Annotated in this window: 12 protein-coding genes and 1 pseudogene; 7 read left to right on the top strand and 6 right to left on the bottom strand. The window is 44.1% G+C overall.

The window, feature by feature from the left end; translation table 11 throughout:
* Positions 1-244: 244 nt before the first annotated feature.
* Positions 245-1,726 (bottom strand): BCCT family transporter, encoded by a 1,482-nt coding sequence (locus tag EEX84_RS02460; RefSeq protein ID WP_123163976.1) that lies wholly within the window; start codon positions 1,724-1,726, stop codon positions 245-247.
* Positions 1,727-1,906: 180 nt separating this feature from the next.
* Between EEX84_RS02460 and EEX84_RS02465 the strand changes: the two genes are divergently transcribed.
* The 5 genes from EEX84_RS02465 to EEX84_RS02485 all read left to right on the top strand — a co-directional run bounded on the left by EEX84_RS02465 (position 1,907) and on the right by EEX84_RS02485 (position 6,350).
* Positions 1,907-2,842 carry an acetamidase/formamidase family protein gene (locus EEX84_RS02465; protein ID WP_123163977.1) on the top strand — a complete coding sequence of 312 codons (936 nt, stop codon included), beginning with the start codon at positions 1,907-1,909 and terminating at the stop codon, positions 2,840-2,842.
* A 167-nt stretch (positions 2,843-3,009) separates the two neighbouring features.
* Positions 3,010-4,761, top strand: a complete 1,752-nt coding sequence (locus tag EEX84_RS02470) for a SulP family inorganic anion transporter (RefSeq protein WP_123163978.1) — start codon at positions 3,010-3,012, stop codon at positions 4,759-4,761.
* A complete protein-coding gene (locus tag EEX84_RS02475; protein ID WP_123163979.1) occupies positions 4,758-5,096 on the top strand; it encodes an ArsR/SmtB family transcription factor in 339 nt (112 codons plus the stop codon). Before EEX84_RS02470 ends, EEX84_RS02475 begins: the two co-directional genes overlap by 4 nt.
* A gap of 173 nt (positions 5,097-5,269) precedes the next feature.
* Positions 5,270-6,037 (top strand): arylamine N-acetyltransferase family protein, encoded by a 768-nt coding sequence (locus EEX84_RS02480; protein WP_123163980.1) that lies wholly within the window; start codon positions 5,270-5,272, stop codon positions 6,035-6,037.
* Complete coding sequence (locus tag EEX84_RS02485) at positions 6,003-6,350, top strand: hypothetical protein (RefSeq protein WP_123163981.1); 348 nt, start codon at positions 6,003-6,005, stop codon at positions 6,348-6,350. Before EEX84_RS02480 ends, EEX84_RS02485 begins: the two co-directional genes overlap by 35 nt.
* Before the next feature lie 281 nt (positions 6,351-6,631).
* Here EEX84_RS02485 and EEX84_RS02490 read toward each other — a convergent pair whose 3' ends face one another.
* Positions 6,632-7,999 carry a PQQ-dependent sugar dehydrogenase gene (locus EEX84_RS02490; protein ID WP_123163982.1) on the bottom strand — a complete coding sequence of 456 codons (1,368 nt, stop codon included), beginning with the start codon at positions 7,997-7,999 and terminating at the stop codon, positions 6,632-6,634.
* A 762-nt stretch (positions 8,000-8,761) separates the two neighbouring features.
* On the opposite strand from EEX84_RS02490, the pseudogene EEX84_RS02495 reads away from it, so the two are divergent.
* Positions 8,762-8,974, top strand: a pseudogene (locus EEX84_RS02495) (RNA polymerase sigma factor); the annotation flags it as partial.
* Between the two features lie 172 nt (positions 8,975-9,146).
* Here EEX84_RS02495 and EEX84_RS02500 read toward each other — a convergent pair.
* The 4 genes from EEX84_RS02500 to nhaC all read right to left on the bottom strand — a co-directional run bounded on the left by EEX84_RS02500 (position 9,147) and on the right by nhaC (position 12,807).
* On the bottom strand, positions 9,147-9,485 hold the full coding sequence (locus tag EEX84_RS02500; RefSeq protein WP_123163984.1) for a hypothetical protein: 339 nt from the start codon (positions 9,483-9,485) through the stop codon (positions 9,147-9,149).
* A gap of 281 nt (positions 9,486-9,766) precedes the next feature.
* The gene (locus EEX84_RS16475) at positions 9,767-9,928 is read right to left on the bottom strand and encodes a hypothetical protein (RefSeq protein ID WP_158599062.1); all 162 of its coding nucleotides are present in this window, start codon (positions 9,926-9,928) and stop codon (positions 9,767-9,769) included.
* 610 nt (positions 9,929-10,538) lie between these two features.
* The gene (locus tag EEX84_RS02505; protein WP_123163985.1) at positions 10,539-11,105 is read right to left on the bottom strand and encodes a C40 family peptidase; all 567 of its coding nucleotides are present in this window, start codon (positions 11,103-11,105) and stop codon (positions 10,539-10,541) included.
* A 316-nt stretch (positions 11,106-11,421) separates the two neighbouring features.
* Positions 11,422-12,807, bottom strand: a complete 1,386-nt coding sequence (gene nhaC, locus EEX84_RS02510; protein ID WP_123163986.1) for a Na+/H+ antiporter NhaC — start codon at positions 12,805-12,807, stop codon at positions 11,422-11,424.
* Positions 12,808-13,137: 330 nt separating this feature from the next.
* Here nhaC and EEX84_RS02515 point away from each other — a divergent pair, with 330 nt between their 5' ends.
* Complete coding sequence (locus EEX84_RS02515; RefSeq protein ID WP_123163987.1) at positions 13,138-13,686, top strand: DUF6640 family protein; 549 nt, start codon at positions 13,138-13,140, stop codon at positions 13,684-13,686.
* Positions 13,687-13,697 lie beyond the last annotated feature (11 nt).

Here is a 13,697-nt window from a genome sequence, read left to right on the forward strand (position 1 = left end):
GTCTTTTTTATGATCAAAACTTAACGTCAAAAAGCATATATAAACGAGAAAAGCCCTCCTAATGACGGAGGACTTTTAAGTGTAAATTATATAAGTTGAACTAATCATTTTAATCTGATGATATTCCGCAAAGCAGCTGCGCTTGCCGCGGGCGAGCGGCGAGTAAAAGGATAATTCTTTAGTTTAACTTATACAGTATGAATGTTTCACTGATTTTTATTTTATAAACGGTTTTTCTCGTCTCCTATTCCTCATTATGCAAACCTTTTAACAAAGACGCGACCATCAGTAAGATGACAAGTGAAAACGGCAAAGCTGCGATGATGGCCACAGATCGGAGCGCTTCCAACCCTCCGCTGAGCAAAAGAACCGCCGCTGTGCCTGAAATCAAGCCGCCCCATACCAAACGGACAAACTTGCCTGGTGACAGCGTCCCTTTCGAAGACAACACACTTAATACGTAACTGGCTGAATCTGCAGAAGTGATAAAGAATATGGTGATCAGCAATAACCCCAATATGCTCAAAATCATGCCTGCCGGCAGGTTCTGCAGCATCAGAAACAAGGCCAATTCTTCATTTCCTTCTGTCTGGCCGGCAATATCGGCCACACCGTTCATCTGCATATCCAGGGCAGTGCCGCCGAAAACAACGAACCAAACCGCTCCGAGAACAGCAGGGACAATCAGCACGCCAAAGATGAATTCCTGTATCGTGCGGCCGCGCGATACACGTGCAACAAACATGCCGACATACGGCGCCCAGGCAATTCCCCAAGCCCAGAAAAAGATCGTCCATTCACCGTACCACTGCCCGTCGCTGTGAGGTGCAAGCGACAAACTCAAATCCAAATAATTATTTAAATAACTGCCCAATGCCGTCGTAAAACTTTCCAGTAAAAACGCTGTTGGTCCCAATGAAAGAACAGCAATCAGCAACACAGTCGCAATCACCAAATTGCCGATGCTCAAATAGCGGATTCCTTTATTGACACCCGATAAAGCCGACGTCATGAACAATACGGTAATGATGGCAATGATGATCAACTGACTGATATTGTTATTCGGCACATCGAACACTTCAGATACACCGCCACTGACCTGCATCGCGCTTAACCCGAATGTGGTGGCTACACCGATGGCAGTCGCAATGATGGCGATGATATTCAGGAACTTGCCGATCCCCCCTTCGACCCTGTCGCCAAGCAACGGGTAAAACGCATGGCTGATCAAACCCGGTCTCTCTTTCCGAAACTTGAAAAAAGCGATGGTCAAACCGACGACGGCATACACACCCCACGGCTGCAGGCTCCAATGGAATACACTGTACATTAACGCAGCGCGTGCCGCTTCTTCTGTTTCGGCTTCATAGCCCGGCGGTGGATTGATATAATGGAGAATCGGTTCAGCAGTTCCCCAGAACACCAGCCCGACGCCCATTCCAGCCGCAAAAATCAAACCCAGCCAAGTAAAAAACGTATACTGCGGCTGTTCGTCTTTCTTCCCCAGTTTTATTTTTCTGTACGGCCCGATTCCGAGAAATAAGCAAACAAAAACCAAAGCTGTCGTCACCAGCATATAAAACCAGCTGAAGTTGCCTGTCACCCAGGATAATCCGGTGCTGGATACTTCCTGCAAAAATGCAGGCGCCAGCGCCCCGACCGCGACAAGCGCGACCACAATCGCGACGGACACCCCAAAGACGATTCCCGGCTTTTCATTTTTCATGCAACCAACCTCTCTTTACATAAAGAGTCCTTTTTCCACCATTCCACTTGTCGCTCTGTGTAAACGCTATTTCGGCAATCTCCCAAAACAGTTTCTCCGAAAGTAAAATCCATATCACGAATGTTCAGTTTTCGATATAATGGTAAAGGTCGTATTTTTAAGTCGAAAGGGGCAACAGCAGTGATACATAAAATTGAATTGGATTCCAAAAATCTTCATTCATCGTTCAACCGTGAATACCAGCCGATCCTAACGGTGAATTCCGGTGATTCCATCCAGTTGAAAACGCTGGATATCCAGTGGGGCTATTCAGCCTCGGAAAATGAAGAGCGGACGATTTTTGAATCGCGTGAACAAGAAGAAAAGCTCGGGCACCCGCTCGTGGGGCCGATTGCCATCGAAGGTGCGAAACCGGGGATGGTCCTTGAAATCAGAACAAACGAACTGGTTCCGGCATGGTACGGACGGAACTGGGCTGCCGGCACGCAAAGCTGGCAAAACGAAAAACTTGGGTTGGTCGACAGTGAACGGGTTCAACTGGACTGGAAATTGGATCCGTTGAAGATGACGGGCAGCTGCCAAATCGGAGAACAGGAATTCCGCGTCGGCCTGTCTCCTTTTCTTGGCTTGATGGGCGTCGCGCCGGCAGAGCCGGGCACACATCGTACAGCTCCTCCCCGTTACTGCGGCGGCAATATCGACTGCAAAGAATTGGTCAGAGGCAGCAGCTTGTTTTTGCCGGTGGCAGTCGAAGGCGCCATGTTTTCACTCGGTGATGGCCACGCGCTCCAAGGAGACGGGGAGAATTCCGGGACAGCCATCGAATGCCCGATGGATCTGGTGGATGTCACATTGATCCTGCACGAAGACAAGACCTTGACAATGCCGCAGGCCAACACTCCTGCCGGCTGGATTACATTCGGCTTCGACGAAGATCTGAACGAAGCCGCGGCGGTTGCGCTGGACGAAATGGTGCAGCTGATGCAGCAGTTTTACGGCGTCACGAAGGCCGAAGCGACTGCTTTATCAAGCGTCGCCGTCGATCTACACGTCACTCAAGTCGTCAATGGCGTCAAAGGCGTCCATGCCATTTTGCCGCATGGCGTGTTACGGTAAAAATCCGCAAAACCACTCTGAATTATTTCAGAGTGGTTTTTTCATGTTCCGCTAATTCGAACCTCTTAATATCTAAACGTATACGACTGGCCCCCTTGCTTATTCCAACAAATCATAGTATATTCAAATAATCAGATATACAAATAATAAGATAAAGAAGGGGTATAATGAACATGAAATTTTCGGGCCGCTTTACAGGCTACAGCTGGGAAGGTTTTCAAAAAGACTTGCTGTCCGGATTGGTCGTTGGAGTTATTGCCATTCCGCTTGGCATGGCGTTCGCCATCGCTTCCGGCGTCAAACCGGAATACGGCATTTACACGACGATCATTGCGGGAATCCTGATCGCCTTATTCGGCGGTTCGCGTTACCAGATCGGCGGTCCTACAGGAGCTTTTATCCCGATTCTATTCGGCATCGTCTTAACGTATGGATATGAAAACCTGTTGGTGGCCGGCTTTATGGCTGGCATCATTCTGTTGTTGATGGGTCTGTTCAAACTGGGTTCATTGATCAAATTCATCCCAAAACCTGTCACAATCGGTTTTACCTCAGGAATTGCTGTCATCATTTTCAGTGGCCAGATCGGAAATTTCCTTGGTTTGACGGGCATTGAACGGCATGAAGAATTTGTCCTGAATATGCGTGAACTATGGCTGAACTTACCTTCTTTCAACCTGTTCAGTGTAATAACAGCTCTCATTTGCCTATTAACAATTTTACTTACACCACGGATTTTGCCGAAAGTTCCCGGTCCTCTGGTCGGACTCATTGTTTCCACTGTGGCTGCGGTCATCTTGTTCCCTGGACAAGTGGCAACAGTAGGATCGGCTTACGGAGAAATTCCAAACACCTTGCCCGGTTTCCAATTTCCTGAAATTACATTCGATAAAATTCAGCTGTTGCTTGGACCGGCACTGGTCATCGCCATTCTCGGGAGTATTGAATCGTTGCTGTCTGCAGTGGTGGCAGACGGGATGACAAAATCGAAACACGACAGCAACCGGGAACTGATGGGACAGGGAATCGCCAATGTGATTACGCCGATGTTCGGTGGAATCCCCGCCACCGGCGCCATCGCGCGGACGGCAACTAATATTAAAAATGGCGCCGTCTCCCCTTTTTCCGGCATCATCCATGGACTTGCGGTATTATTAATCTTGTTAATGTTTGCGCCTTTGGCATCCAGCATTCCGCTTGCCAGTATGGCACCGATTCTGATGGTTGTTGCATGGAACATGAGTGAGCGGCATGTATTCGTCCATGTCCTGAAAACCAAATCGACCGATTCATTTGTCCTGCTGGTGACTTTCCTGCTGACGGTATTTCTGGATTTGACAACAGCTGTGGGCGTCGGCTTATTGTTGGCAATTGTATTATTCGTCAAACGGATGAGCGAAGCCGCAGAAGTTTCCCAGGTCCTTCCGAATCCCCAGTCGGCCAATAAACGGGTGGAAGCCGCTATGGTGACCGAAGAGCGTGATTGCCCGCAAATCAGTATTTTCACAATCGATGGCCCTTTGTTTTTCGGTGCTGCACAGACATTTGAGCAGCGAATCATGAAAACCATCGATTACCGCCCGGAAGTCCTGCTGCTGCGGATGGGACAGGTCCCTTTTATGGACACAACCGGTGAAGCCCACCTGGCAAGCATCGTCGAAGACTTTTCAAAGCACGGCATTGTGCTGATTTCAGGAATCAAGAAGCAGCCGATGGAGTTGCTCGAAAAAACGGGCTTGCTTTCCAAAATCGGAACTGCCCATTTTTTCAATCATACAGGCGAAGCGATCGATTTCGCCCTGCAGTATATCAACCGCCAAAAATGTCTCGGATGCCAGCATTTCGCGTTCAGCGAATGTACCGCATTATCAGCTGGAACAGACAAACCAAACTATGCGGAAGAAAGGGTTTTATTATGAATCTGGAAATGCAACAGTTTAAAGCCGAATTTTTCAAAGCGCTGGCACACCCGCTCCGGATCCGGATTCTGGAGATTCTGGCGGAAGGCGACCATAGTGTCAACGAGATTCAGGAACAGGCTGGAACGGAAGGATCAGCCGTGTCCCAGCAATTAAGTGTGCTGCGCTCAAAAAACATTGTAACCGGCAACAAAGAAGGCAACCGCGTCATTTATTCGTTGCGCGATCCAAAAATCGTCGAGTTATTGGACATCGCCAAAGATATCTTCCATAACCATTTGATCGATACCATCTCCATGTTCGATTCGGTGAATGGCCGTAAAACAAACGATTGAAACACGAAAAAACACCGCTTTCTCTGCGGTGTTTTTATAATGAAAAACCATTCCATTCTCCCTCCTTTCACCACACTGGTTTACAGCCACGGGTTCACAGGGTAATTCATCAATAGACCACAACGGTTTTTCGAAGAAGTACCCACAGCCTCTGAAAGGAATGAACAAATAAAATGGATATTGAAAAATACTTGAAACGATTCCACGCATATCCGGTAAAAGAACGTTTTCTGCAGGATCTCGCCAGACTGCAGTCTTTGCATATGCAGCATATACCGTTCGAAAATTTGGACGTGATCCGCAACGTCCCCATCTATCTAAATCTGGAAAGCATTTATGACAAAATCGTCAATCAGCACCGCGGCGGTTATTGCTATGAACTGAATGGCCTGTTTCATTGGCTGTTGCAGGAACTCGGTTTTGATGCCAGGCTGATTTCCGCCACTGTCCAAAAACCGGACGGCACGTGGACAAAAGCCGATACGCACACCGCCATTCTCGTCAATTTGGACACCCCTTACCTGGTGGATGCCGGCTTCGGCGATTCAACCATCAGTCCGATTCCGCTCGGCGGTGAACGGTTCACCGATCACAGCGGGACATATAAAGTCGAACAGCACGATGAGACGTTTTATGACTTGATCCGTGAAAACGACGGCGAAGAAAAAATCCTTTACCGCTTCAGCACGGAAGAAAAACGACTGGAAGATTTCCATGAAGGCTGTGTGTTCAACCAGGTGTCGAAGGATTCCCCTTTTACGCATGACGACCTCGTCACCCGCGCGACACCGGACGGACGGATTACCTTATCCGGCTTGCAGTTGACGCGTTCGGAAAATGGGCGGAAGGAAAAAACGGATTTGACGCCCGAAGAAAAAGCGAAGGTGTTGCTGGAGGAGTTTGGGATTGACCTCAACGTACTGGAGAAGCAACGGAGCTGATCAAAGAGCTGGCCTTGCAGGCTTTGACCAACTCTTGGCTTGCGCTTTATTTTGCATGGAATTTGAGAAAACCAGTAACCTTAATACAGAGGTTACTGGTTTTAAAGTTCATATTTCAATTAAAAAGGCTACCGATAATCCCCTCATATCTGAATTAAATAAGCACTTAAATTCGTCTATAAACACTTTGCCTTCTTATTCATATAGAAAAATTTTAAACTTTGTAGTTTTAGAAATAATCGGTAAAAAAGAAAGCCATCTTGAAACTAATGCGTACTTTGAGATTAATCACATCTATGGTTGTGGTCATTGAAGAGGATGATTTGAATTTATGATATGAAGAAGCAGGGCCTCCTTCTACTCCAACAGAACCAGTAGAACCATCAGAACCTTCTCTTCAGCCAATAGAACCAAAACCTATCCAATCTGCACAGGCAGCAAAAAAGAAGCAGGCACTCATGGATTTCCATGAATGCCTGCTTCTTTAATATTGTCAAGCACCTTAAGTTAATGGCACTGACATAAGGTTGGGTGCTTTTAGAGAATAACAAATTATTCAGCGTCGTCTTCTTCTGTACCTCCAATTGCGTCACCTTATTCTGCTGCAGTAATCTTATAAATCAGACCACCATCAGTAGTTGCAATAAGCGCGCCATCCTCAGTTACAAGAATGTCACGGAAACGTTGGGTTTCTTCAGTTAATAGGCGTTCTTCTCCAACGATGGTGTCATCTTCAATAACGACACGTACAATATAATTCGGTGCTAAACCACCGATGAACAAGTTGTTCTCCCATTCAGGAATTGCGTCGTTATCATAGAATGACATACCACTTGGCGCACTTGTTGGATCCCAATAATATCTTGGTTCAACAAAGCCTTGCGCTTCGTGTTCTGAAATACCCTCATTGATTAATTCACCAGTGTACTCGATACCATAAGAAACAATTGGCCATCCATAGTTATTGCCTGGTTCAATAATATTTAGTTCATCCCCAGCTTGCGGACCGAATTCAACAATCCATAAGTCTCCTGTTTCAGGGTGGAAGTCTATACCTTGAATATTACGGTGACCGTAGCTGTAAATTCCATCCAGTGCGTCTTCATCTTCGATAAATGGATTCGACTCTACTGGTTCTCCATCTTGTGTAATGTGGATTACTTTACCTAAGTAAGCATCCAAGTCTTGGGCACGTTCGCGGATTGGATCATCTGAACGCTCACCAGTTGTTAAGAATAAGTTGCCATCATCATCAAAGATAATACGTCCACCATAGTGTAAGTCACCATCATATGCTGGTTCTGCTTGGAAGATTACTTCAAAATTTTCAAGTGAGGCTTCATCTTCTGATAAAGCACCTTTACCGACAGCAGTTACAGTACCACCTTCGACGTCTTGAGAAAACGTCAAAAATACTAATCTTGATTCGTCAAAATCAGGTGCAACGGCTACATCAAGTAAGCCCCCCTGACCTGAGTTATTTACTTCTGGTGTACCTTCGATTGGCTCTGAAACAGAGAACTCATTAAGGTTTACAATAAGAAGTTCTGCTGTATCTCTTTGCGTAACAAGCAAGCGGTTTGGTTCAAACTCTACCATACCCCAAGACACGCCAAGACCGTCAACAATAACTTCCTCATTAAGTTCTGTTTCAGTCACTACTGCAGGTGCTCTTGTTTGTTCCGGAAATGCTGGTTCAAACTCAGTAACTTTTGGTTCAGTTTCTGCAGATTCTCCACCTGCACTTTCCTCGGCGCCTTCGTCAGTATCTTCTTCTGTCTCAGCGCCCTCTTCAGTACCTTCTTCTGTTTCCGCACCCTCGTCAGCACTTTCTTCTGTTGCAGTATTCGACTCATCCGTTGATCCTTCGTCTGAAGTCTCATCATTGCCACACGCTGCCAAAGCCAATACAAAAATCAGCATTGTAAAGAACATTAATTTTGACCACGAAACTTTTGTCATTGTTTTTCCTCCCCATTTCTAAAATTTGAAACTGAATATATTAAAGTTCAGTCCCTTGAAGCCCAGTATCAAAAATTGGTTAAGACTTTCATGTCTTAACTAAAAAAATAAAATTCCTTTGAAAATAATGTTATCACAATTATCTGAAAATACAAAATAATTTACTGTTTTTCATGATTAATGGAAATTACACTGTCATGTATAATGACCTGTATGTTTTATATGGATACTAAGAAATCAATAAACACCCTATTTCCGTATAATTTTATATTTGATACTTTCAGATAACTTTGAGATTTAGCGATGTTAGTTTCTATATCTCTTATAAAATGTAAAATGTAAAAGGAAGTTACTCGTTTTGGGCGGAACACTCTTTTTTTCATTAATCATCTGAAAATTAATCGCTTACTGGATAGTTCTTGCTTATGCACAACGCTAATAGTTCTTCCCCTTTTACTTTCATCAGGCAAATTGCCTGGTAAAAAGGTACATAATTCTAGGTTAATTTAAATTCAGTTTATTCAATTCGCTAGGCAGATTCTTGCAGACAAAAAGCAGACACACATGTTTCGAAATATCTCTACTCATCTTTTATATACAGCTTTTATTGCCTTGAATTTCACGTGCCGTTCTCATTATTTCAATCGATGAGGCTAGATAATCCAAAAATACATATTTGAAGTCTCAATTGTCTGTGATTATGACCTCATCTTACAGAAAGGAAATTTTTTCAAAAAAGCTAAAGCTAAATCCGTCATTTTCATGTCTAATAGAAGAATAGAAAAAAGGGGGAATTGTTTGCGGAATTTAGTGAAGAAAGCTCAAAAAGGTGATGATCATGTGTTTTACGCTTTATTTCAACAATATAAACAGGATATTTACCGATTGGCTTTTGTCTATCTTAAAAATCAAAATGATGCCCTTGATGTAGTGCAAGAAACGGCCTATCGTTCATTCAAACCCATAAAGACTCTATTGTAGCTTCCGATAACCTCATGATATGTAAACCAGTATAAGCCCATTCTTTGTTTCTAAGACATTCTAAAAATTTCCGGATTAATTTAGGACATAAAGAACAGTCCCAGATAAGACTATCTGAAACTGTCCTTTAATTAACAATACATTGAGTTTTATCGGAAATAAATTTTCAAACTAACAATTTGTTCTGTTTGTTTTCTTCAGAAATAATCACAAGCCTAGCAATAATAAGGATCACAAGGAAAATAAAACAGCTCAAAATAGCATCTCCACTTGCTATTGTGTTTGATGCTATCCACTGAATTCCAATAAACAGATTTACTAAATACGAGAGCAAAAATCCACCTAAGGCAATAGAAGTTATGTAGTTTCCAACCAATAACCTCTTACAATCTTTTACTTTGTTCTCATTTCGTATAATGACTGTTTGTTTCACTTGTTTGATAAAAGCATAGATAAATCCAATAGCAAACAATGCAGCAACCGCATAACCTAGCAAATCATCCAAAACTTCACTCTCCTTTATATATAATTAGATATGTCGATGTTCTACTCTGTTACTTTCTATTTTAACACATACTTCCAAAAACTCTGGTATTTATCTAATTGTCTTCAGAAATTTTATTCGTTTACTTCCACTAATATGGATAGTATAAAACCGTTCGTAAAAGTACACTTATTCAAACAAAAAGAAGAGAAAAGCTCAACTAGCTTCTCCCCTTCTGGTAAGTGGTGATATGTTAACTTAGATACCTATTTTATAAGATAATATCTTGCCCGTACCAAGATCTATAATTTGTTGTAATCAATTGTTTCCAGTAAGTCCACTGTGAGTTCTTTCCTTCTATCTTCAATTCTTTTTACCTTACGAAGTGTTATAACCGAAAGAAAAATTAGCAATATAAATAGATAAACATTTCCTTGATTATCTTTTTGAATAATTCTCGCCATGATATGGTCTCCTTCTTTTTTTACTTGTTATATTCTTTTGTTCCTAATTTTAACATTTCAGCGAATTAAAAAGATAATTTAAAGTTCTATGGTTAAGGAACTAAAAATCGTTCTTAAAAGCACACGTTTATGAACGGCTCGAAAAGATCTGAAAACAACTAAAAAAAGCGGTCGTATACCTCTCATAATACTCTACAAACGTTCGGGAATTTTTATGCACTTTTACGAAAGGTTTGCAGATATGCTCAATAGAAACAATATTTTAGAAATCACTTCTGGAACATCGCAAATTTGGCTGCATACGCGTCAGTAGCAAAAAACAAGATAAAGGTCGTCAATTGGAAGCCATGCGAAAAATGGTCGTCAGTGAACGGGGCATTTATCGGGAGGAGCCGAAAACATTGCCCGACTCAATTGCCACGAAGCTGCTGATGTCGTGTCCGAGCAACTGAAAACGCGATATCCTGTCGCGCCAGTTGTATGGTCCACATCCTTTAGACCCAAAAGCGGTCGGCTGAAACGAAATGAGAATAAGCTTTTAAATGTCTCCACCACTAAACAGCCATATCCTTTCAAACGGATATGGCTGCTTTCAGGAAGAACGATCTCATTACAATACCTCCATTACATACTCTTCTTTTTTAACAAGAACAGCTTGTTCCAAAAATGGATAAGCATTCATCGCGCCACTGTAGACAAAGTCCAACTCCTTCGCCCGGCAGATATCCATCGGCATCACCAGATTCGCCGGCTTGTCCGATATCTTAATGCCGCCCTGCAGAAGCGTCTCCGTGACGAATTGGGAACAGAAAAAAGCATTTTTTCTTTCAGATTTCCGGTTCATCATCACACCAAATAACCCTGTGAAATTGTACTTGAACTGATCCTGGCTTTGTTCCATCATGCGGATGAATTTCATCATTTTGGCATAGCCTTCCGTCGTTACTTCGCAGCGATAAACTGCGCATTGCGCCCGTTGGAATAACCGGTTGTGCGGGTCTTCTTTTACAAATCCTCCGATAAACGCATTGTCGACGTCTTTTCTGCCAAAACTGTACATGTCACTCAGTTGACGGTCGAATGACAGCGACACGTGGCTGTAGGAATGCTGTGTATACGTTTGGATTACACGGGACAATGCCGTTTTGGTATCTGTAAATACGATATATACTTCCATGTTCTTTGCTCCTCCCGAACTGCCTCTTTGAAGCTCCCTGTTAACTGATCTGTTTTCAGTTTACGGTTATCTCAACTCTGGGGCATCAGACGCTGGACTGTTTTCTATCAAGACTTGAGTCTTAGACGGCCGACCCGTATGTGCGCGTCACTCTTTTTTAGTCTCTTAATTATAGAAATAAAACCAGTAAATAGCTCTAAATATTTTCTTAATTTTTCCTTAAGATATAACGATATGTATTTATTAACCTTTTTCTTTAGCGCAACTAATAAAAGCAGCCAGTTTTGATAACTGACTGCTTTAAGCTGAAAATTTTTTATTTCGCGTGCTTGTAACTTAAGGTCTTTCCACTGAAACCAAACAAAATCGTGATAATTGGCGACAACAGGCAGAAGAACGCAAACGGCAAATATTCCAATGTGGAAACGCCCAGTACTGTCGTAATGAAAATTCCGCAGACGCTCCACGGTACGAGCGGATTGACAACCGTCCCAGCGTCTTCCATGACGCGGCTCAAGTTCTTTCCGGCAAGCCCCACTTTGTCATATTGCGGCTTAAAAGCTTGGCCGGTCAGCAAAATCGAGAGATATTGCTCACCGATCAAAACATTAATCCCGATTGCTGTGAATGCAGAAGCTGCGATGACGGATGAAACTTTCTTTAACAGGCTTTCAATTTTTGCCAGCAGACATTGCACAATGCCCAAAGTGAACAGCAATCCGCCCATGCTGAGTGCCAACAGTACCAAAGCGATGGTGAACATCATGCTTTCCATGCCACCGCGTGACAATAAGGCATCGATATCCTCGATTCCGGTAGACGACGCAAAACCGCTGAACAAAATTGTGAAGATTTCCCGAATGCCATAGCTCTGATGGAATAAGGAAATTCCTACGGCGGTGATCGAGCTGACGGCCAGTGTCAGTAAAGCAGGCACTTTGGACAACGTCAACAAAATCAGTATGACTAACGGAATCACTGAATACCAGTGAATCAGCCCCGTCTCCAGAAGGCCTTCCCTGAAAAGCGCAACATCTTCAAAGCCGGTCTCTGTGGCAGCCGGTGAAAGGAAACCGAAAATGATCAATGTCGCCGCAAATGCCGGAATGGTCGTCCAGCTCATGTTCCGGATATGTTCGAATAAGTCGACACCAACAATGGAAGAAGCCAGATTGGTGGTATCCGACAAAGGCGACATTTTGTCACCGAAAAAAGCGCCGGAAACGATGGCCCCTGCTGCAACTGCCAGCGATAAATCGAGCACAGTCGCCATGCCGATAAAAGCGACGCCGGCAGTCGCCACGGTAGTCAATGAACTGCCGACTGAGATGCCGATGATGGCTGTAACGACAAATACAATGGCAAAGAAAAAAGTGGAGGAAATCAAGGTGAACCCTCCGTAAATCAGCGTCGGAATGGTTCCGCTCATCATCCAGCTGCTGATCAATATGCCGATGAAGAAAAACAGGAAAACCGCACTCATGCCGGCTCCCGCTCCGTCAACCAAGCCTTTCTCAAGGTCACGGTACGGCACTTTTTTCCATAGGCCGTATGCGAATAAAATCAACAGCGAAATCAAAATCGGCAAATGCGGAACAGATTCGAATCGGATGATACTGACACTGATGATTGATATGATCAATATGACCAGTGCCATCGCTTCTGCGAAAGCGGGAGAAATAACCGCTTTTATTTGATACATGTAACCTCCTCCTTCTTCTGTGAAAATAAAAAACTCCGTCCCTTGGAAAGGAACGAAGGTCTCTTCGTGCTGCCCATACGGCCGACAATCCAGTGCACAATCATTTCATCTGTCATTCAACTATGTACCGATGGAATCCCCAGCGCGCTTATAACAGCATATCGACGTAATAAAAATCCACGGATTCGACTTAAAGTTTACCATGCCCGCTAAACCTGTCAAGCCTGTCTGTTGCAGACCGTTGATGCCGAAAAAGAATTGGCGTACACTAATTCAAACAACGCTGTCACCAGTACTCAGATGACGTGACACAGGAGGAGGAAAAGACAAATGGACAACGCCAAAGAACGGTTTGCATCAACTGATTCCACAGCATTCGATAATCCTTCCAGACCAGCGCCTCAACAAACATCAATCTCGACAGGAAAAGTTATCCTCGGCACAGTGGCCGCATTGACTGCCGTAGGAGGTTTTTTAGCTGATTGGAATAAAACCCATTTATTCAATCCCAACTGGCCGCCGCATGCGAAATTCCACGATGCCTGGACCATTACGCTCGGTTCACTTCTCGGAGGCGCAGGCATGTATTTTCTGTTCAGGGAAAGTTCAGACCGCAGGCAGGATCTCAAGTTGAGCACTCTGCTACCCGGCTTCTTTTGGGCTGCTCAAAGCATCAGCTATGCCTATCCCGGCGCCAAAGGGCTGCAGGCGGAATTCCCCGACCTCGTCCCTCGCGCCGGCAACATTTGGATCGACGAAAAATTCGCCAGCGCGGCCATGCTGGCTCTCTTGGGATATGGCTATTTTCTTGAGCAGCCAACAACCCTTTGCAGCTCAACGAAAATGCCGCAGAAAAAATACACCGAAACTCAACAGTAAATATACTTCAA

This window comes from Planococcus salinus (assembly GCF_003719725.1).
Lineage (GTDB): Bacteria > Bacillota > Bacilli > Bacillales_A > Planococcaceae > Planococcus > Planococcus salinus.

Bases quoted from the DNA above. Each gene is read 5' to 3' on its own strand.
- EEX84_RS16475 (WP_158599062.1), bottom strand. From the start codon at position 9,928: ATGGCGAGAATTATTCAAAAAGATAATCAAGGAAATGTTTATCTATTT.
- EEX84_RS02475 (WP_123163979.1), top strand. From the start codon at position 4,758: ATGAATCTGGAAATGCAACAGTTTAAAGCCGAATTTTTCAAAGCGCTG.
- EEX84_RS02460 (WP_123163976.1), bottom strand. From the start codon at position 1,726: ATGAAAAATGAAAAGCCGGGAATCGTCTTTGGGGTGTCCGTCGCGATT.
- nhaC (WP_123163986.1), bottom strand. From the start codon at position 12,807: ATGTATCAAATAAAAGCGGTTATTTCTCCCGCTTTCGCAGAAGCGATG.
- EEX84_RS02505 (WP_123163985.1), bottom strand. From the start codon at position 11,105: ATGGAAGTATATATCGTATTTACAGATACCAAAACGGCATTGTCCCGT.
- EEX84_RS02490 (WP_123163982.1), bottom strand. From the start codon at position 7,999: ATGACAAAAGTTTCGTGGTCAAAATTAATGTTCTTTACAATGCTGATT.
- EEX84_RS02470 (WP_123163978.1), top strand. From the start codon at position 3,010: ATGAACATGAAATTTTCGGGCCGCTTTACAGGCTACAGCTGGGAAGGT.
- EEX84_RS02480 (WP_123163980.1), top strand. From the start codon at position 5,270: ATGGATATTGAAAAATACTTGAAACGATTCCACGCATATCCGGTAAAA.
- EEX84_RS02515 (WP_123163987.1), top strand. From the start codon at position 13,138: ATGGACAACGCCAAAGAACGGTTTGCATCAACTGATTCCACAGCATTC.